The sequence below is a fragment of the Rhodobacter sp. CZR27 genome, assembly GCF_002407205.1.
Taxonomy (GTDB): domain Bacteria; phylum Pseudomonadota; class Alphaproteobacteria; order Rhodobacterales; family Rhodobacteraceae; genus Cereibacter_A.
In genome coordinates this window covers 749,072-768,570 of the sequence record NZ_CP023549.1, presented here as the reverse complement: position 1 = coordinate 768,570, position 19,499 = coordinate 749,072, and the positions used below count along the sequence as shown (strand labels likewise).

Annotated in this window: 20 protein-coding genes and 1 riboswitch; of the genes, 4 read left to right on the top strand and 16 right to left on the bottom strand. The window is 68.3% G+C overall.

Annotation, left to right across the window (positions count from 1 at the left end):
• The first annotated feature begins 23 nt into the window (after positions 1-23).
• Positions 24-923, top strand: coding sequence for a zinc ABC transporter substrate-binding protein (locus CK951_RS19570; protein WP_096787875.1), 900 nt, complete (start codon positions 24-26; stop codon positions 921-923).
• 45 nt (positions 924-968) lie between these two features.
• Complete coding sequence (locus CK951_RS19565; RefSeq protein WP_096787874.1) at positions 969-1,952, top strand: aldose epimerase family protein; 984 nt, start codon at positions 969-971, stop codon at positions 1,950-1,952.
• Here CK951_RS19565 and CK951_RS19560 read toward each other — a convergent pair whose 3' ends face one another.
• The gene (locus tag CK951_RS19560) at positions 1,953-3,179 is read right to left on the bottom strand and encodes a urate hydroxylase PuuD (RefSeq protein ID WP_096787873.1); all 1,227 of its coding nucleotides are present in this window, start codon (positions 3,177-3,179) and stop codon (positions 1,953-1,955) included.
• A 200-nt stretch (positions 3,180-3,379) separates the two neighbouring features.
• Between CK951_RS19560 and CK951_RS19555 the strand changes: the two genes are divergently transcribed.
• Positions 3,380-3,754 carry a DUF2237 family protein gene (locus tag CK951_RS19555; RefSeq protein ID WP_096787872.1) on the top strand — a complete coding sequence of 125 codons (375 nt, stop codon included), beginning with the start codon at positions 3,380-3,382 and terminating at the stop codon, positions 3,752-3,754.
• 36 nt (positions 3,755-3,790) lie between these two features.
• Here CK951_RS19555 and trpB read toward each other — a convergent pair whose 3' ends face one another.
• From trpB to trmB, 9 genes are all read right to left on the bottom strand, one after another.
• On the bottom strand, positions 3,791-5,023 hold the full coding sequence (gene trpB, locus CK951_RS19550) for a tryptophan synthase subunit beta (protein WP_096787871.1): 1,233 nt from the start codon (positions 5,021-5,023) through the stop codon (positions 3,791-3,793).
• A gap of 5 nt (positions 5,024-5,028) precedes the next feature.
• Positions 5,029-5,484, bottom strand: a complete 456-nt coding sequence (locus CK951_RS19545) for a GNAT family N-acetyltransferase (RefSeq protein ID WP_096787870.1) — start codon at positions 5,482-5,484, stop codon at positions 5,029-5,031.
• Positions 5,481-6,119, bottom strand: coding sequence for a phosphoribosylanthranilate isomerase (locus CK951_RS19540; protein WP_096787869.1), 639 nt, complete (start codon positions 6,117-6,119; stop codon positions 5,481-5,483). Before CK951_RS19540 ends, CK951_RS19545 begins: the two co-directional genes overlap by 4 nt.
• The gene (locus CK951_RS19535; RefSeq protein WP_096787868.1) at positions 6,119-6,496 is read right to left on the bottom strand and encodes a LapA family protein; all 378 of its coding nucleotides are present in this window, start codon (positions 6,494-6,496) and stop codon (positions 6,119-6,121) included. Before CK951_RS19535 ends, CK951_RS19540 begins: the two co-directional genes overlap by 1 nt.
• Before the next feature lie 37 nt (positions 6,497-6,533).
• A complete protein-coding gene (gene ihfB / locus CK951_RS19530) occupies positions 6,534-6,815 on the bottom strand; it encodes an integration host factor subunit beta (protein ID WP_011910760.1) in 282 nt (93 codons plus the stop codon).
• Between the two features lie 177 nt (positions 6,816-6,992).
• Entirely contained in the window at positions 6,993-8,678 is a 1,686-nt protein-coding gene (rpsA, locus tag CK951_RS19525) for a 30S ribosomal protein S1 (protein ID WP_096787867.1), read from the bottom strand.
• A gap of 106 nt (positions 8,679-8,784) precedes the next feature.
• Positions 8,785-9,405, bottom strand: coding sequence for a d(CMP) kinase (locus CK951_RS19520; protein ID WP_096787973.1), 621 nt, complete (start codon positions 9,403-9,405; stop codon positions 8,785-8,787).
• A 40-nt stretch (positions 9,406-9,445) separates the two neighbouring features.
• Positions 9,446-10,789, bottom strand: coding sequence for a 3-phosphoshikimate 1-carboxyvinyltransferase (gene aroA / locus CK951_RS19515; protein ID WP_096787866.1), 1,344 nt, complete (start codon positions 10,787-10,789; stop codon positions 9,446-9,448).
• Between the two features lie 200 nt (positions 10,790-10,989).
• Positions 10,990-11,703: a tRNA (guanosine(46)-N7)-methyltransferase TrmB gene (trmB, locus tag CK951_RS19510; RefSeq protein WP_096787865.1), complete on the bottom strand. Its 714-nt coding sequence runs from the start codon at positions 11,701-11,703 to the stop codon at positions 10,990-10,992.
• A gap of 257 nt (positions 11,704-11,960) precedes the next feature.
• Here trmB and CK951_RS19505 point away from each other — a divergent pair, with 257 nt between their 5' ends.
• Positions 11,961-12,491, top strand: coding sequence for a peptidoglycan-binding protein (locus CK951_RS19505; RefSeq protein WP_096787864.1), 531 nt, complete (start codon positions 11,961-11,963; stop codon positions 12,489-12,491).
• A 103-nt stretch (positions 12,492-12,594) separates the two neighbouring features.
• Here CK951_RS19505 and metK read toward each other — a convergent pair whose 3' ends face one another.
• The 6 genes from metK to miaB form a co-directional block, all read right to left on the bottom strand.
• Positions 12,595-13,761 carry a methionine adenosyltransferase gene (gene metK / locus CK951_RS19500; RefSeq protein WP_096787863.1) on the bottom strand — a complete coding sequence of 389 codons (1,167 nt, stop codon included), beginning with the start codon at positions 13,759-13,761 and terminating at the stop codon, positions 12,595-12,597.
• Between the two features lie 6 nt (positions 13,762-13,767).
• Positions 13,768-13,817: riboswitch (SAM-SAH riboswitch) on the bottom strand.
• Between the two features lie 31 nt (positions 13,818-13,848).
• Positions 13,849-15,336 carry an apolipoprotein N-acyltransferase gene (lnt, locus tag CK951_RS19495; RefSeq protein WP_096787862.1) on the bottom strand — a complete coding sequence of 496 codons (1,488 nt, stop codon included), beginning with the start codon at positions 15,334-15,336 and terminating at the stop codon, positions 13,849-13,851.
• Between the two features lie 178 nt (positions 15,337-15,514).
• Positions 15,515-16,441: a hemolysin family protein gene (locus CK951_RS19490; protein ID WP_096787861.1), complete on the bottom strand. Its 927-nt coding sequence runs from the start codon at positions 16,439-16,441 to the stop codon at positions 15,515-15,517.
• A 38-nt stretch (positions 16,442-16,479) separates the two neighbouring features.
• Entirely contained in the window at positions 16,480-16,983 is a 504-nt protein-coding gene (gene ybeY / locus CK951_RS19485) for an rRNA maturation RNase YbeY (RefSeq protein ID WP_096787860.1), read from the bottom strand.
• Entirely contained in the window at positions 16,967-17,980 is a 1,014-nt protein-coding gene (locus CK951_RS19480) for a PhoH family protein (protein ID WP_198402486.1), read from the bottom strand. Before CK951_RS19480 ends, ybeY begins: the two co-directional genes overlap by 17 nt.
• Before the next feature lie 168 nt (positions 17,981-18,148).
• Positions 18,149-19,459: a tRNA (N6-isopentenyl adenosine(37)-C2)-methylthiotransferase MiaB gene (miaB, locus tag CK951_RS19475; protein ID WP_096787859.1), complete on the bottom strand. Its 1,311-nt coding sequence runs from the start codon at positions 19,457-19,459 to the stop codon at positions 18,149-18,151.
• Positions 19,460-19,499: the final 40 nt, after the last annotated feature.

Sequence of the window (19,499 nt, the reverse complement as noted above, 5' to 3'; positions counted from 1 at the left end):
TCCCGAAGGAAAGGTTCCGGAGAATGCGTTATACCATATCATTCGCGCTCGCCAGCCTGCTGGCAGGACCGGCCGCGGCCGAGGCGCCGCGCGTCGTGACGGACCTGCCGCCGGTCCATTCGCTGGTGGCGCAGGTGATGGGCGAGGTGGGCCAGCCAGAGCTGTTGCTGGACCGGGGCGCCGATGCCCATTCCTTCCAGCTTCGTCCCAGCCAGGCGCGCGCGCTGGCCGAGGCGGACCTCGTGGTCTGGATCGGCCCCGAGATGACGCCCTGGCTGGAGCGCGGTCTCGACGGCGAGGCCAGGCCGCAATTGCGCCTTGCCGAGGTCGCGGGGACCCACCACCAGGAGTTCGGCTCGCACGAGGCGCATCATCACGAGGACGAGCACGAGGGTCACGGCCATGAGGGCTCCGACCCGCATCTCTGGCTTGATCCCGGCAATGCGCAGGTCTGGCTGGGGGCCATTGCCGCGGAACTGGGTCGGCTCGATCCCGACCACGCCGCCGCCTATGCGGAAAATGCGGCGCGGGCGCAGGCTGCCGTGAAGACGCTGGAAGCCGAGACCGCGGCGCGGCTTGCACCGGCCCGCGGCGTGCCGTTCTACGTCTTCCACGACGCCTATGGCTACTTTGCCGCCCATTTCGGCCTGACCGTTGCCGGCAGCATCGCCGGTGGCGACGCCGCCGCGCCCGGCGCCGCGCATCTGGCCGAGTTGCGCGCAGAGATGGAGGGAACCGCGCGCTGCCTCTTCCCCGAAGCGCAGCACGATCCGAAGCTGGTCCGCCGCGTGGCGGAGGATGCCGGGGCGAAGCTTGGCCCGGCGCTCGACCCCGAGGGCAGCCTGCTCGAACCGGGTCCCGACCTCTATGCAAGTCTGATCCGGGATCTGGCCGAGGGCATCGCCGGCTGCGTCGCGCCTTGACCGCGCGGGGCGGGTCGCCCAGCCTTGGACCATGGAGGGCCCGCCATGACGATCACTCGCTTCGGCACCACCCCTGACGGGCAGGCCGTCCATCGCCTGTCGCTCCGCGCGGGCGATCTGCGCGTGGCGCTGCTCGACTGGGGCGCGATCCTGCAGGATGTGCGGCTGGAGGGTATCGACTGGCCGCTGACCGCCGGCTCGCCTGACTTCGCCGCCTATCTCGGCCCGCTGCGCTGGTTCGGCGCCATCGTCGGCCCGGTGGCCAACCGGATCGGCGGCGCGCGCGCGCTGATCGGCGGCCGTCTCGTGCGCTTCGAGCCCAACGAGGGCGGGACGCTCCTGCACTCGGGCGCCGGCGGCACCCATGCGCGGCTCTGGCAGGTGGTCGAGGCGACCGAGGCGCGGGCGCTGCTGCGCCTTGACCTGCCGGACGGCTGCGACGGCTTTCCCGCCACGCGGCGGATCGAGGCCGGGGTCACGCTCGAGCCGCCCGCAGGCCTGCGCCTGTCGCTCACCGCCCGAAGCGACGCGACGACACTGATGAACCTGGCGAACCACAGCTACTGGACCCTGGACCCCGAGCCGGGAATCGCCGGGCAGCAGTTGTCGGTCAACGCGCAAGGGTGGCTGCCGACCCGGGCGGGCCTGCCCGTCGGAGAGGTCGCCGCGGCCGCCGGCTTGTTCGACCTGCGCGAGGCCCGGCCCCTGGCGCGGGACGAGGTGATCGACCACAACTTCTGTCTTGCGGACGCGCCCCGCGCGCTGACCGCCGCTGCCACGCTGACCGGGCGGGCCGGGCTGCGGCTTGATCTTTCCACGACGGCGCCCGGCCTTCAGGTCTACAGCGGGCGCGAGATCGACAGCGGCACCTTTCCCGGCCACCACGGCCGACCCTACGCCCCCTTCGACGCCATCGCGCTCGAGCCGCAGATGTGGCCCGATGCGCCGAACCATCCGGGCTTCCCCCCGATAACCCTCAACCCGGGCGAGACCTTCCGGCAGGAGACGCTTTTCACCTTCTCGCGCTGATCAGCCCGCGACCGAGCGATACCAGCGCACGATCGCGGCACGCTCCCCGGGCTCCATGAAGCTCAGGTTGCCCGGTGGCATGGCATGGCTGATCCCGGCCTGTAGGTAGATCCGGCGCGCCTCGTGCGCGATCTGGGCCGGCGTCTCGAGCCGCACGTTCTTCGGCGGCCAATGCAGGCCGTCCCATCCCGGCTCTGCCGCATGGCACATCGAGCAGCGGCCCATCACGATGTCGGCCACGTCCTGAAAGCCCTCCGCCCGGGCAAAGCGCGCGGCGCTGCCGGTCAGCGCGGCCTCGTCCTCGGGCGCCGAGGCGCGCATCGGCGCGGTGGACAGCCAGGCGATCAGCAGGAAGATCACCGCGGTCGCGGCCCAGGTCCAGTGCGGGTTGCCCTTTCGCGCGTGGCGCGTGTTGAACCAGTGCCGGATCGTCACCCCCATCAGGAAGACGAGGCTGGCGATCAGCCAGTTCCACTCGGTCGCGAAGATCAGCGGATAGTGGTTGGAGAGCATCAGGAAGATGACCGGCAGCGTCAGGTAGTTGTTGTGCAGGCTGCGCTGCTTGGCGATCTCGCCGTATTTCGGATCGGGGCGTCGCCCGGCCTTGAGGTCGGCCACCACGATCCGCTGGTTCGGCATGATGGTCAGGAAGACATTGCCGCTCATGATCGTCGCGGTGAAGGCACCCAGATGCAAGAGCGCCGCCCGGCCCGAGAAGACCTGCGTGTAGCCCCAGGCCATCGCCACGAGCACGCCGAATAGCACCAGCATCAGCGCGGTGGGATGCCGGCCGATCGGCGACCGGCAAAGCCCGTCATAGACCATCCAGCCCAGGGCAAGCGAGCAGAGCGAGATGACGATGGCCTGCCCGACCTCCAGATCCATCACGGTCGAGTCGATCAGGAACAGTTCCGCCCCGAGGTAGTAGAACAGGACCAGCAGGGCAAAGCCCGACAGCCAGGTCGCGTAGCTCTCCCACTTGAACCAGGTCAGGTGCTCGGGCAGGAAATCCGGCGCCACGAGATACTTGGTGATGTGGTAGAAACCCCCGCCATGCACCTGCCACTCCTCGCCATGGGCGAGGGGCGGCAGCGAGGGTGTCTTCCTCAGCCCCAGATCCAGCGCGATGAAGTAGAAGGACGAGCCGATCCAGGCGACGGCGGTGATGACATGCGTCCAGCGCGCAGCGATCAGCACCCATTCCCAGAGCACGGCGTAATCGTACATCGGCAAGCTCCCCGGCTGCGCCCGCTCGGGGCCACCTGCCCAGTTGTTCCCGGATCGCGGCGAAAGTGCAATCGCCGGTCGCGCCCGCGGGGCCGGTGGACGCGGTTTTCCGGCAGGTCGAAACCGATCCCCGCGATGCCGGTTTCACCTTCGCAACGCCGGGCGCATCGGGCAGACTGGCAGGTGCAAGGGAGGGCGCAATGAAGGACGCATCGATCAACGTGCTGGGCGGGCCGCTCGAGACCTGCTCGACCGCCCCGCTCACCGGCTTCTTCCGCAACGGCTGCTGCGACACCGGGCCGGCCGATGCCGGGCAGCACACGGTCTGCGCGCTGATGACGGCGGAATTCCTCGCGCTGTCGAAATACCTTGGCAACGATCTTTCGACTCCACGGCCGGAATACGGCTTCCAGGGACTGAAGCCGGGCGACCGCTGGTGCCTCTGCGCGGCGCGTTTCCTGCAGGCGCATGACGAGGGCGCCGCGCCGCAGGTGCGCCTTTCCGCGACCCACCGCCGGACGCTCGACGTGGTGCCGCTGGAGATCCTGCAGCGCTACGCCGTCGATCCGGTCTGAGGGCGGCGCGGCCGCATCCGCCGCGCCGCGTCCGTCTCAGATCTTCATGTCGAAGCCGAGGTGCTTGGCCACGGTGAAGATGTCCTTGTCACCCCGCCCGCACATGTTCATCACGATGATGTGGTCGCGAGGCAGCGTAGGCGCGATCTTGATGACATGCGCCAGCGCGTGGCTCGGCTCCAGCGCCGGGATGATCCCTTCAAGCGCGCAGCAGAGCTGGAACGCCTCCAGCGCCTCGGCATCGGTGATGCTCACGTATTCCGCGCGGCCGGTGTCGTGCAGCCACGCGTGCTCTGGCCCGATCCCGGGATAGTCGAGACCGGCCGAGATCGAGAAGCCCTCGAGGATCTGGCCGTCCTCGTCCTGCAGCAGGTAGGTTCGGTTGCCGTGCAGCACGCCCGGCCGCCCCCCGGTCAGCGAGGCGCAATGCTGCATCCGGTCATCCACGCCCTTGCCGCCGGCCTCGACCCCGATGATCCGCACGGACGGATCGTCGAGGAAGGGATAGAACAGCCCCATGGCGTTCGAGCCGCCGCCGATGGCCGCGATCACCGTGTCGGGCAGGCGGCCTTCGCCCTCCTGCTCGGCCAGCTGCCAGCGCACCTCCTTGCCGATGATCGACTGGAAGTCGCGGACCATCGCCGGATAGGGATGCGGCCCCGCGACGGTGCCGATGCAGTAGAAGGTGTCGCGGACGTTGGTCACCCAGTCGCGCAGCGCGTCGTTCATCGCATCCTTCAGCGTGCCGCGCCCCGAAGTCACCGGCACGACCTCGGCTCCCAGCAGCCGCATGCGGAACACGTTCGGCGCCTGCCGCTCGACGTCGTGTGCGCCCATGTAGACCACGCATTTCAGCCCGAACTTGGCGCAGACGGTCGCCGTCGCCACGCCGTGCTGGCCTGCGCCCGTCTCGGCGATGATCCGGGTCTTGCCCATGCGACGCGCGAGGATGATCTGGCCGAGCACGTTGTTGATCTTGTGCGCGCCGGTGTGGTTCAGCTCGTCGCGCTTGAGGTAGATCTTCGCCCCGCCCAGATGCTCGGTCAGCCGGGGCGCGAAGTAGAGCGGCGAGGGCCGGCCGACGTAATGCTTCCAGAGGTCGTCCATCTCGGCCCAGAATTCCGGGTCGGTCTTGGCGTGTTCATAGCGGGCCTCGAGGTCGAGGATCAGCGGCATCAGCGTCTCGGACACGAAGCGCCCGCCGAAGATGCCGAAGCGCCCCTGCTCGTCCGGTCCGGTCATGAAGCTGTTGATGCCGTCGTCCGCCATTGCGCCTACTCCTGTGGTGTCAGCGCCCGTTTATATCCGATGTGCGAGGCGGTAAAGCCGAGCCGCTCGTAGAAGCGGTGCACCCGTTCGCGGCTCTGGTGCGTGGTCAGCTGCAGGAGAGTGGCGCCCGCGGCACGCGCCCGCGCCTCGGCATCGGCCATCAGAAGCGCGCCGAACCCCTGCGAGCGCCAGTCCGAGGCGACGCGCACGGCCTCGATCAGGCCGCGCGTCGTGCCGCCCAGCGACAGCCCCGGCAGGATCGCCAGCTGGTAGGTTCCGATCACCCGGCCATCGATCTCGCCCACGATCAGCAACATGCCGGGCACCGCGGCGATCCGGTCGAAGGCGGCCTGATAGGTCTCGAGCGGCGCGGTCTCGCGCCCCACGCCGAGCAGGTCGTCAGCAAGAAGGCCGACGATCGCCGGCACATCCTCGCGCCGGGCTTCGCGAAAGGTGATCATCGCGCGGCCTGCACGAAGGCGGCAATCCGTGCGGGATCCTTGATGCCGGGCGCCGACTCGACGCCGGAGGAGACGTCCACCTGCCGCGCGCCGGTCCGACGGATCGCCTCGGCCACGTTCCCCGGGTTGAGGCCGCCCGCCAGCATCCACGGCCGCAGCCAGTGCCGCCCTGCGATCAGCCGCCAGTCGAATGTCAGCCCGTTGCCGCCGGGCAGGGCCGCATCCTTCGGCGCCTTGGCGTCGATCAGGATCTGGTCGGCCACCAGCGAATAGTCGAGGATCTGCGGCAGGTCCCCCTCGTCCGCCACGCCCACCGCCTTCATCACCGGCAGACGGTAGCGCTCGCGAACCTCGGCCACCCGCTCGGGGCTCTCGTGGCCGTGCAGTTGCAGCATGTCGAGCGGCACGCCCTCGATGATCGCGTCGAGCGTGGCGTCATCGGCATCCACCGTCAGCGCAACCTTCGCCAGTCCTGGCGGCGCCACGAGCGCCAGTGTCCGCGCGACCTCGATGCTCAGGTGGCGCGGCGACCGGGGGAAGAACACAAGACCGAAATAGGCCGCGCCCGAGGACGCGGCCGCCTTCACATCCGCCTCGGTCCGCAGTCCGCAGACCTTGACGCGGACCTCGGCCATCAGGCCGTTTTCGTCAGCGCGGTCAGAACGTCGTTCTTCGGCGCATTGGCATTGGCCGCATCGACCTTCGACTTCAGGGTCGAGACTTCGCGCTGCAGGGTCTTGACCTCTTTCGTCTTCCGGCGGGCCTCGGCGCGGTGCTTGTGCTCGCGCATCCACTCCCAGAAGAAGCCGATCAGCAGGCCGGCGACGATGCCGCCAAAGATCACCGCATAAAGCGGCAGGTCCATCGACCATGTTGCCCAGTCGGTGGCGACGAAGGCCGCCAGGTTTTCGGGCATGAGTTTCACCGTGACAGGGTCACGATGGGCCAGCGCGACGGTCAGCAGCACCACCGCCAGCACAAGGAGGAACAGAATACGCAACCAACGGATCATAGGGTCCTGCTCACCATTCAGAGGGCCATGCTGTGCGTCACTTCGCGTTCAGGCGGTCGCGCAGCAGCTTGCCGGTTTTGAAGAAGGGAACCTTCTTGTCTTCGACTTCGACGGCTTCACCCGTTCTCGGGTTGCGGCCGACTCTGGCATCGCGGGACTTGACCGAGAATGCGCCGAATCCGCGCAGTTCCACCCGGTCGCCGCGGGCAAGCGCCTCGATGATCTCCTCGAAGACCGTATTCACGATCCGCTCGACATGGCGCTGGGTGAGATGGGGATTCTCGTCGGCGATTTTCTGGATCAGTTCCGATCGGATCATCCTTATCCCCCCTTCGCCGCCTTCGGCGGACGCTCTTATGTCCGGAGAGGATAGAGGAAAAGATTGCGCCATACAAACAGGAAAACCCTGTATTAAGCGGCACTTCCGGGCCATGGGCGGAGGAATGCAAAGGGCCCCGCATCACTGCGGGGCCCCGAACTCGCCGGAAGGCGTGGATCAGCCGCGCTCGCTGTTGCGCAGCGCCGCGCCGAGGATGTCGCCCAGCGACGCGCCCGAATCGGACGAGCCGTACTGTTCGACCGCTTCCTTCTCTTCCGCGATCTCGCGCGCCTTGATCGACAGGCCGAGACGACGGGTCTTCGGATCGACGTTGGTCACGCGGACGTCGACCTTGTCACCGACCTGGAAGCGCTCGGGGCGCTGGTCGGCGCGGTCGCGCGACAGGTCCGAGCGGCGGATGAACGACTTCATGCCGTTGTAGTCCACCTCGATCCCGCCCTCTTCGATCGCAGTCACGGCGACGGTGATGACCGAGCCGCGCTTCACGCCTTCGATGGCTTCCGAGAAGGTGTCGTCGCCCAGAGCCTTGATCGAGAGCGAGATCCGCTCCTTGTCGATGTCGACCTCGGTCACGACCGCCTTCACGACGTCGCCCTTGCGGTAGTTCTGGATGGCTTCCTCGCCGCGCTGGTCCCAGCTGAGGTCGGAGAGGTGCACCATGCCGTCGATGTCGTGCTCGAGACCCACGAACAGACCGAACTCGGTGATGTTCTTGACCTCGCCCTCGATCGGGGTGCCGACCGGGTGCGTTTCGGCAAAGACTTCCCACGGGTTGCGCATGGTCTGCTTGAGACCGAGCGACACGCGGCGCTTGGCGCTGTCGATTTCCAGCACCATGACGTCCACTTCCTGCGAAGTGGAGACGATCTTGCCGGGGTGCACGTTCTTCTTGGTCCAGCTCATTTCCGAGACGTGGACCAGACCCTCGACACCGGCTTCCAGCTCGACGAACGCGCCGTAGTCGGTGATGTTGGTCACGCGGCCCTTGTGGACCGAACCGATCGGATAGGCTTTTTCCACCGCATCCCACGGATCCGACTGGAGCTGCTTCATGCCCAGGCTGATGCGGTGGGTTTCCTTGTTGATCTTGATGACCTGGACCTTCACGGTCTCGCCGATCGACAGGATCTCGGACGGGTGGTTCACGCGGCGCCACGCCATGTCGGTGACGTGCAGCAGGCCGTCCACACCGCCGAGGTCGACGAACGCACCGTATTCGGTGATGTTCTTGACGACGCCGTCAACGGTCTGGCCTTCGTAGAGGTTCGAGATGACCTCGGCGCGCTGTTCGGCGCGGCTCTCTTCGAGGATCGCGCGGCGCGACACGACGATGTTGCCACGGCGACGGTCCATCTTCAGGATCTGGAACGGCTGCTTCATGCCCATGAGGGGGCCGGCATCGCGCACCGGACGCACGTCGACCTGCGAGCCCGGCAGGAAGGCCACGGCGCCGCCGAGATCGACGGTGAAGCCGCCCTTGACGCGGCCGAAGATCGCGCCTTCGACGCGGGTCTCGTTGGCGTAGGCCTTTTCGAGACGATCCCAGGCTTCCTCGCGCTTCGCCTTGTCGCGGCTGATGACAGCCTCGCCGCGGGCGTTCTCGACGCGATCAAGGTAAACCTCGACGTCATCGCCGACCGAGATGTCGACCGAGCCCGACATGTCGGCAAATTCCTTCAGGTCGACGCGGCCTTCCATCTTGTAGCCGACGTCGATGATGGCCTGGCCCGCCTCGATGGCGATCACGCGGCCCTTGACGACCGAACCCTCCTGGGGGGTGTCGATCGCGAGGCTCTCGTTCAGAAGGGCCTCGAATTCGTCCATGGTTGCTTTAGCGCACATACAGTCTGATATCCTTTTCGTGTCATTTCACTGGCCTGGCGGTTGGCTCCGCCGGTCTTTCACGTCGTCCGGGCGCGGCCCGTCTCAAAACCAGAAGGGCCGAGGATTACTCCCGACCCTGTGCCTGCCTGAGCTCGATGGCTTCGATGGCCTTTCGGACTGCCGCGTCTATAGTCAGTTCCGTCGTGTCAAGCAAGAGCGCATCCGGCGCGGGCCTCAGCGGCGCCGTCTCGCGCTCGCGGTCGCGGCGGTCGCGTTCCTTCAGGTCGGCGAGGATCTCGGCCTCGGTGGCGGTGCCGCCCTTGGCCGCAAGCTCCAGCCAGCGCCGCCGCGCCCGCTCCTCGTCCGAGGCGGTCACGAACAGCTTCACCTCGGCCTCGGGGCAGATCACCGTGCCGATGTCGCGCCCGTCCAGCACCGCGCCGCCCGGCTGGCGGGCAAAGCGGCGCTGGAACTCGACCAGGGCCGCGCGCACGTCGGGCAGGGCCGCCACCCGGCTTGCGGCCTGCCCGGCCTCGGCCGACCGCAGGTCCGGCCGCTCCAGATCCCGCGGTTCAAGGCCGCGGGCGGCCTCCACCGGATCGGCGCCATCGGACACCTTCGCGCCGACCGCGCGATAGAGCAGCCCGGTGTCGAGATGGGAAAAGCCGAAATGCGCCGCCACCGCGCGCGAGATCGTTCCCTTCCCCGCGGCCGCCGGCCCGTCGATCGCCACCGTGAAGCCCACGTCCATCCCCTTCGCCCTGATCCAGCCCCCGCCCGCGCCCTCAGCCCTCGGACACATCCGCACCCAGGGTCCGGACGAGCGGCAGGAAGGCCGGGAACGAGGTCGCGATCGGCGAGCCGTCATCCACCGACACCGAGTGCTTCGCCGCCATCCCCAGCACCAGAAAGCTCATCGCGATGCGGTGGTCGATGTGCGTGGCGCAGGTCGCCCCGCCCGGCACGCCGCCGGCGCCCATGCCGTGCACGATCAGCGTATCCTCATCGTCCTCGACGCGGACACCGCAGGCCTCGAGTCCGCGGGCCATGGCGTCGATCCGGTCGCTTTCCTTCACGCGCAGCTCCTTGATGCCGCGCATGACGGTGCGGCCCTCGGCGAAGGCGGCCACCACCGACAGGATCGGATATTCGTCGATCATCGAGGGCGCGCGCTCGGGCGGGACCTCGACCCCCTTCAGCGCCGAGAAGCGCACGCGCAGGTCGGCCACCGGCTCGCCGCCCTCCTCGCGCGGGGATTCGAAGGCGATGTCGGCGCCCATCTCCAGCAGCGTGACGTAAAGGCCGTCGCGCGTCGGGTTGCGGCTGACGCCGGGCACCACGATCTCGGACCCCTCGACGATCAGGGCGGCACAGACCGGGAAGGCGGCAGAGGACGGATCGCGCGGCACCGCCACCACCTGCGGGCGCAGATCCGGCTGGCCCGTCAGCGTGATGACCTGGCCCTCGGCGGTAGCCTCGACCGTCAGCTCCGCGCCGAAGCCGCGCAGCATGCGCTCGGAATGGTCGCGCGTCGGCTCGCGCTCGATCACCACGGTCTGACCGGGCGCGTTCAGCCCGGCAAGCAGCACCGCCGACTTCACCTGCGCCGAGGGCACCGGCACGGTGTAGCGCACCGGGACGGGCTCTGCCGCGCCCACCAGAGTCATCGGAAGACGCCCGCCTTTCCGGCCATAGGCCCGCGCGCCGAACAGCGCCAGCGGATCGGTCACCCGCCCCATCGGCCGCTTGCGCAAGGACGCATCGCCCGTGAAGGTCGCGGTGATCGGCGAGGTCGCCATGCAGCCCATGATCAGCCGCACCCCGGTGCCGGAGTTGCCGCAGTCGATCACGTCGGACGGTTCGGCAAAGCCGCCCACACCCACGCCCTGCACCGACCATTCGCCGGGCGCATGCTGTGTGACCTCCGCCCCGAAGGCGCGCATGGCCTTTGCGGTATCGAGCACGTCCTGCCCTTCCAGAAGCCCGGTGATCCGCGTCTCGCCCACCGCCATCGCGCCGAGGATCAGCGCGCGGTGGCTGATCGACTTGTCGCCCGGCACCTCGGCGCGCCCCCTCAGCGGACCCGAGCGGCGGGCGGTCATCGGTTGCGAGGCCCCGTGTCCGGACATGATCTTCCTCCAGAAATCCCGGCGAGAGCCTTAGCGAATGCGCCCGGCCCGGTCCAGCGCCATCGGGTCCCGGTGCAGGTGGGCCGCGCAGACGGCAGATGGCGCCGGCGGTGCGTCACAGGAAGCCGGATAGCTTAGTGTCTTCAATGTATTGTCGGATATACTTCGCGCGGTGTTTGAGCTTCCCCGAAAAGGAACGCCTACCGGCGACGAAAGGTCAGGTAGTGCGGCACCCGCCCCTCGCGCAGCGCCTTCTGCTCGTAACGGGTCGAAAGCCAGTCCTCCCACGACACCCCGCCCTGCGCGACCAGATCGAAGCCCGCCTTCGGCACCTCTTCCAGCGTCTGGCGCACGTAATCGGGAATGTCGGTCGCGACACGGAATTCGGCACTCGGGGCCAGCACGCGGGCCAGCGGCGCCAGATAGCCCTGCGTCACGAAGCGGCGCTTGTGATGGCGCGCCTTGGGCCACGGGTCCGGGTAGTTCAGGAAGGCCTTCGCGATGCTGCCCTCGGGCAGGACGTCGAACAGGTCGCGCGCATCCCCGGGATGGACCTTCAGGTTCTGCACACCCGCCGCGCGGATCTTTCCCAGAAGCATCGCCACGCCGTTCACGAAGGGCTCGCAGCCGATCACGCCGACCTGCGGATTGCGGGCGGCCATGTGGACCATGTGTTCGCCACCGCCGAAGCCGATCTCGAGCCAGACCGGCCGGCCCGGCCCGAAGAGAGAGGCAAGGTCGAGCGGCAGGCGGGCCGGGTTCTCCTCGCGCGTCACGCCCGGCGGCCGCAGGCGGTCGAGATCCTCGGCGAGGTAGCCGCGCTGGCTCGGGCGGAGCGTCTTGCCCGACCGCCGCCCATAGAAGTTGCGCCAGGCCGGCCGGGAGCCTGAATCGGGGTCGGTCTCGTCAGTCATCACGGGCCTCATCTGTGCATGGCCAGCCCCTAAACAGCCTCCGTGTGCGCGTCAACCGCAGACGGAGCAAAATCCGGCACAACGGGAACCGGGCGGTCGGCGGAAAAGCGTCTGCCATGAAATCAATGACTTGAGGCACTGGCGGGGGGCCTGTTATCCGATAGCAGCCTCGAGTTTTTGCCTGTCACGGCCATTGGACCCAAGTTGACGGCAGCAGATGCGACGCCCCAAAGCGGGCGCTACCAACGGAGACACGCATGACCATCGACATTCGCAAGACAGCCATCGCAGCACTCGCCGCCCTGTCGCTCGTGCCGGCCGCGGCCGCGCCCGCCCATGCGCTCGGCAAGAAGGACAAGGCCTTTATCGCCGGCGCCGCGACCGCCGTCGTCGCCGGGGCGGTGATCAACAACATGCGCAACAACGGCACCTGGCCCTTTGCCGCTGGCCAGCCGCGCTACGCGGCCCCCGCCCAGCCGCAGTATTACGTCCAGCCGCGCACGACCTATTCCGCGGCACCCCAGCGCGTGACCTACCAGCCGCGCTACGTGGCGCCCAGCGTCCACTCCACCCCGGCCGCGCAGGCCTTCCGCGAGCTTTCGCCCCAGATGCGGCGCGAGGTGCAGATCTCGCTCGCCCGCTACGGCTATTACTCGGGCTCGATCGACGGCGCCTGGGGCCCCGGCACCTCGACCGCGCTCGAAGCCTATGCCCGCGACAGCGGCCGGACCGGCCAGCTTGGCACCGTTTCGGGCGCCTACGGCATCATGGACGGCCTTTCGGGCTGACCCCGGTTTCAACAAGACCTTTTCAGGAAGAGTTTCAGAACGACAGAAGCCCCGGCATTTCCGCCGGGGCTTCATTCGTTTCCGGGTCAGGACGTCAGGACCGTCAGACGGCCTTGAGCAGCGCCTCGGTCAGGTCGGTGCGCTCCCACGAGAAGCCGCCGTCCTCCTCGGGCGCGCGGCCGAAGTGGCCGTAGGCCGCGGTGCGGGCATAGATCGGGCGGCAGAGGTTCAGATGCTCGCGGATGCCCCGCGGCGTCAGGTCCATGCACTCGGCCACGGCCTTCTCGATCTGCGCCTCGTCCACCTTGCCGGTGCCGTGGGTGTCGACGTAGATCGACAGCGGCTTGGCCACGCCGATGGCGTAGGAGACCTGCAGGGTGCAGCGATCGGCGAGACCCGAGGCCACGACGTTCTTCGCCAGATAGCGCGCCGCATAGGCCGCAGAGCGGTCCACCTTGGTCGGGTCCTTGCCCGAGAAGGCGCCGCCGCCGTGCGGGGCCGCGCCGCCATAGGTGTCCACGATGATCTTGCGGCCCGTCAGGCCCGCATCGCCGTCCGGCCCGCCGATCACGAAGGTGCCGGTGGGGTTCACCCACCATTCGGTCGCGTCGGTGATCCAGCCTTCGGGAAGCGTCTCGCGGATGTATGGCTCGACGATGGCGCGGATGTCGGCCGAGGTCTGCTCCTCATGCGCGTGCTGGGTCGACAGCACGATCGAGCGCACCTCGACCGGCTTGCCGTTCTCGTAGCGCAGCGAGAGCTGCGACTTGGCGTCGGGACGCAGGTCGGGCTCCTGCCCGGACTTCCGCACTTCGGCCAGGCGGCGCAGGATGGCGTGGGCATACTGGATCGGCGCCGGCATGAGTTCCGGCGTCTCGCGGCAGGCATAGCCGAACATGATGCCCTGGTCGCCCGCGCCGTCGCGATCCACGCCTTGCGCGATGTGGGCCGACTGGCGGTGCAGGAAGTTCGAGACCTCGATGGTCTTCCAGTGGAATTCCTGCTGCTCGTAGCCGATGTCCTTCACGCAGTCGCGGACGATACCGTCCACGCGCTCCATGAACTCGTCGAGCTTGGCGGGATCCGACAGGCCGACCTCGCCGCCGACGACGACTCGGTTCGTGGTGGCGAAGGTTTCGCAGGCGACGCGGGCGTTGGGTTCTTCGGTCAGGAAGGCGTCGAGGACGGCATCCGACACGCGATCGCACAGCTTGTCGGGGTGACCTTCCGAGACGGACTCGGAAGTGAAGACATAGTTCGAACGAGACATGGGAAGTGCTCCGTTGGGGTTAACCCCGTCACGCCAGGAAGCCGTTGTGACGGTTGGGAACCGCGCTACACCCCGCCCGGGCGTGGGTCAAGCGCGGCGCATGCCGCGGGGGCGGAACAGAAAGCCGCAGAGCCCCGCGAGGACAAAGAGCACCGGCATTTCTCCCAATTGCGAGAACGGGGTAGCCGGCAGCGGTGCGGGAAGTGCGACATCTTTGTAGCCGGCCTGTCCCAGCGGCAGTTCGGCCAGCACGCGCCCCCTGGCGTCGATCAGGGCCGAGACGCCGGTATTGGCGACGCGCACCAGCGGCAGCCCCTGCTCGATCGCGCGCAGCCGGGTCTGGGCGAGGTGCTGGTAGGGACCGTTGAAGGTGCCGAACCAGGCGTCGTTGGTGATCTGCAGGATCCAGTCCGCGCGGGTATCGGTGCGCAGGTCCTGCGGAAAGACCGCCTCGTAGCAGATCAGCGGCAGGACGCGCCCCAGTCGCGGCCCGAGGTCCAGCACCTTTGGCCCGTCCCCGGCGGAATAGCCATAGCCCTCCTGCGCGGCGAAGGCCCTGAGCCCGAACAGGTCGAACATCAGATCGCCCAGCGGCACATACTCGCCGAAGGGCGCAAGGTGGTGCTTGTCGTAGGTCGCGACGAGCCGGGCGTCCGGCGCCACCACGGCCAGACTGTTCCAGAACCGCCAGCCCTCGCCCCGCTGGATGCCGATCACCACCGGCGCGCCACGGCCCGAAGCGGCGACCTCCTCGAGCAGCCCCGGCGAGCGGTCGAGCATGTAGGGGACCGAGGTTTCGGGCCAGATGGCAAGGTCGGGCCGGGGCCCGGCCGCGGTGAAGGACAGCAGCCGGCGGAAATGGCTGGCCGCAAGGGCCGGGTCCCATTTCATGCTCTGGGCCGCATTGGGCTGCACCAGCCGCAGGGTCAGGCCGGGGGGCTCCGGCTCGGGCTGCCCGAGACGCAAGAGCCCGAACCCCGCCATCGCGCCCACCAGCGCCGCGGACAGGGCAAGGCCCCTCCAGCGCAGGGCGACCGGAAGCGCGGCCGCCAGCGTCGTCATCAGCGTCAGGCCCGACGGCCCTACAAGGCTTGCCACCTGCGCCGGCCAGGCCCCGACCCAGACATGTCCGATCATCGCCCAGGGAAAGCCCGTGAGCAGGTAGCCGCGCGCGAGTTCGGCCGCGGCGAGCGTCGTCGCGAAGCCGATGGCCCGGTGACCGGGGGCAAGCCTGCCGGACAGCCAGCCCGCCGCCCCCCAGAACAGCGCCAGGCCGAAGGCCATCAGGACCAGCGCGAAGGGCGCCATCCAGCCGTAGCGCTCGACGTCGATCAGGAAGGGCTCGACGATCCAGCTGAGGGCGAGCGCGAAGTGACCCGCTCCGCCCAGAAGCGCGAGCAGCGCCGCACGGCGCGCAGTGGCGGCCGAGGCCACCAGCCCGGTCAGCGCGACCAGCGCCGGCAGCGCCAGCCACCACAGGCCCAGCGGGGCCTGCCCGGTCGCCATCACCAGCCCCGCCGCGAAGGCGAGGCCGAGGCGCGTGCCCAGGCTGGCGGGAAGGCTGAGGACGGTCATTCCGGCTCCGAAGTCTGCGGCAAAGGGGTGCCCCGGCAACGGCGCGGCGTCAAGCTCCGCGCGGTCGCGACCGTGTGAGGAGGCGGTTGTCAGGAAGGGGAGAGGACCCTCGCGTGGCGGCGCCACCGGAAACCGGTGGCGCAAGGCTCCCGGCCCTGCCGCGCCGGTCGGGGACCCGCTACTCGGCCGCGCTGGCGGCCGGCACCGCCGCGGTTGCGTGACCCGGCAGGCGGACGCGCAGCCGCTTGATGCGCCGGGCATCGGCGTCGATCACCTCGAACTCGGCGCCGGTTTCATGCGGCACGATCTCGCCGCGCACCGGCACCCGGCCCGTCCTGAGGAACACGAGCCCCCCGAGGGTATCGATCTCCTCATCCTCTTCCTCGTGGCGCAGACGCAGGCCGATCTCGGCCTCGAACTCGTCCAGAGGGGCGCGGGACTGCGCGATGTAGCTTCCCGGCTTCTCGAGCGACCAGAGCGGGCCTTCGGCCTCGTCATGCTCGTCCTCGATCTCGCCGATCACAGTCTCGATCAGGTCCTCGATCGTCACGAGGCCGTCCACCCCGCCGTATTCGTCGATCACCAGCGCCATGTGCACGCGATCACGCTGCATCTTCTGCAGCAGCACCCCGATCGGCATCGAGGGCGGCGCATAGAGCAGCGGCCGGAGCATGGACTTGAGGTTGAAGGCGCCGTTGCCGTTGAAGCCGTGCTGCAGCGCCAGATCCTTCAGCAGCACCAGCCCGACAGGCTGGTCCAGCGTGTCGCGATAGACCGGAAGGCGCGAGAAGCCGTGTTCGCGGAAAACCTCGACCAGCTCGTCCTTGCCGATGTCCACCGGCACGGCCACGATCTCGACCTTGGGAATCGCCACGTCGTCCACCCGAAGGCGACGCAGATTCGCAACGCCGGGAAGCGTAAGGCTGCTTTGCGCCATCTCGATCGTCCTGTCCTGCGGAGAGGACGAGGCGCCACCTCCGTCAGAAGGCGAGAAGGCATTGAGAATGCGTCCGAATATCCCTCGCGGGCTACTCTCGGACTGGTCGTCCTCCGTCTGGTCCGGCGCGCCATGCGCTGCCATAGACCCGTCGTTGCTGCTGTCCATCGGTCCTTTCCGAATTGCCGCGCCCGTCCGGCGCCCCGTCAATATGGGTCAGGCACCCCCAACCCCGCAAGTATGCGCGTCTCCGTTGCCTCCATCAGGTCGGCATCCGCGTCCTCGACGTGATCATAGCCGAGCAGGTGAAGGATGCCATGAACGAGAAGATGTGTCACATGGTCCTGCATGGGCTTCTGCTGCTCGGCAGCTTCCCGCGCGCAGGTTTCGAAGGCGATCGCGATATCGCCCAGATGCTCGGGGTCGTCGGCTTCGCCGGGCTCCGGCGGTTCGGGAGGCTCGCCCGGAACCTCGGCGCCCCGCTCTTCCGATGGCCAGGACAGCACGTTCGTGGGCTTGCCCTTCTGGCGGAACTCGCCGTTCAGGTCCGCGATGCGCGCGTCGTCGCATCCCATGACGACGACCGAGAAACCCGTGACGGGCAGGGACAGCGCGGCGAGGGTCGCCTCCGCCGCGCGCGTGGCGAGCGCCGGGAGGTCGGTGCCTTCCCAGCGCGCGTCTTCGATTACCGTATCAACCAGAGGCTCCATCCTCGGCCTCATACGCCTCGATGATGCGGGCAACAAGCGGGTGCCGCACCACGTCCCTGGCCGAGAAATAGTTGAACGACACGCCCCTGACCGATTTCAGCACCCGCTCGGCATCCGCAAGACCCGAGGCGGTCCCGCGCGGCAGGTCGATCTGGGTCCGGTCGCCGGTGATCACCATGCGGCTGCCCTCGCCCAGACGGGTCAGGAACATCTTCATCTGCATGGTGGTCGCGTTCTGCGCCTCGTCCAGCACCACGAAGGCATTGGACAGGGTCCGCCCACGCATGAAGGCCAGCGGCGCGATCTCGATCCGCTTCTCCTCCATCAGCTTCTGCAGCTGCTTCTGCGGCAGGAAGTCGTTCAGCGCGTCATAGAGCGGCTGCATGTAGGGGTCGATCTTCTCCTTCATGTCGCCGGGCAGGAAGCCCAGCCGCTCGCCCGCCTCGACGGCGGGACGCGAGAGAATGATCCGGTCCACCAGGCCGCCGATCAACATGGTCACGCCCACCGCCACGGCGAGATAGGTCTTGCCCGTGCCCGCAGGCCCGATTCCGAACGCCAGTTCGTGATCGAAGAGATTGGCCACATAGGCCTTCTGCGCCTCGGTGCGCGGCTCGACCGGCTTCTTCCGGGTCCGGATCTCGTATTTTCCCGGCGTGAAAAGTTCGATCTGCTCGCCCTGCGCCGCGTCGGGTGCCGGACGCCCCAGGCGGATCGCCCCGTCGATGTCGCCCGCGACCACGCCGCGCCCGGCCTCGAGCCGGGAGTAGAGCCCGCGCAGGATCGAGGCCGCCTGATCCCTCGCATCCCTGTCGCCGATCACCGCCAGCCGGTTGCCCCGGCGCAGGATGTGCACCCCCATCTGGTGTTCGATCTGCGCGAGATTACGGTCGTATTCTCCGCAGAGGTCGATCAGCAGGCGATTGTCGGGGAACTCGAGGAGCGTTTCGACGACATCCTCGGAACGGGTCGGGGGGGTCAGCGCGCTGAGGCCCAAAGACAACTCCTTGTGCTGGAGGGCTATGGATAAAGAGTGGGGCTGACATGGCCCCAAGGCAAGATTTTTGGTGCATGAACCACAAATTCTTGTGACTCTGCACGGAAAGGACGCAAGAAATGAAAAGGCCGCGGACGGTGCCGCGGCCCGAGCCCGGCTTGCGCCCGATCAGATGGTCAGACGTTCCCCGGTCAGCGAATTCGCCTGACTGGCCGTGATGCGGACGCGGACGAGATCGCCCGCCTTCGCGTCGGGATCGGCCACATGGACGGCATGCAGATGGTCCGACTTGCCGACCATCTGGCCGGGCAGGCGGCCGGACTTTTCATACAGCACGTCGACCTCGCGGCCGATCATCGCTTCCTGCGCCGCGCGCTGCTGCCCGGCGATCAGCGCCTGCAGCGTCTGGAGCCGCGCATCGCAGATCTCGGCCGGCAGTTCCGGCTTCTCGGCGGCGGGCGTTCCCGGCCGGGCGGAATACTTGAACGAGAAAGCCGAGCCGAAGCCCACCGCGCGGATCAGGTCCAGCGTCGCCTCGAAATCGGCATCGGTCTCGCCGGGGAAGCCCACGATGAAATCCGAGGTCAGCAGGATGTCGGGCCGCGCGGCGCGGATGCGCTCGACGAGGCGCAGGTATTGCTCGGACGTGTGCTTGCGGTTCATCGCCTTCAGGATCCGGTCCGATCCCGACTGCACCGGCAGGTGCAGGTAGGGCATCAGCTTCGGCTCCACCCCATGCGCCTCGATCAGGTCGTCGGCCATGTCGTTGGGGTGCGAGGTGGTGTAGCGCAACCGCTCCAGCCCCTCGATCTGCGCCATCTCTCGGATGAGATCGCCAAGCCCCCTGCCCTCGTTCCGCCAGGCGTTCACGTTCTGGCCCAGAAGCGTCAGCTCGCGCACGCCCCTGGCCACCAGCCCGCGCGCCTCGCCCATCAGCCGCGCGAAGGGCCGGCTTACCTCGGCGCCGCGGGTATAGGGCACGACGCAGAAGGCGCAGAACTTGTCGCAGCCTTCCTGCACGGTCAGGAAGGCGGCGGGCCCGCGCAGCACCTTCCGCTCGGGCAGGTGGTCGAACTTGTCCTCCTCGGGGAAGTCCGTGTCGACGACGCGGGCGCCGCCGTCGGTGCGGGCGAGCATCTCGGGCAGGCGGTGGTAGCTCTGCGGCCCCACGACCAGATCGACCAGCGGCATCCGCTTCAGGATCTCGTCGCCCTCGGCCTGCGCCACGCAACCCGCCACGCCGATCTTCAGACCGGGCTTCGCGGCCTTCAGCGGCTTCAGCCGGCCGAGGTCGGAATAGACCTTCTCGGCGGCCTTCTCGCGGATGTGGCAGGTGTTCAGCAGCACCATGTCGGCCTCGTCGGCGACATCGGTCAGCTCGTAGCCCTGCGCCCCCAGCGCCTCGGCCATGCGCTCGCTGTCATAGACGTTCATCTGGCAGCCGTAGGTCTTGATGAAGAGCTTGCGGGCGTCGGACATGGCGGGGATCCCCTGTCGGTCAAGCCGGCGTATTAACCGG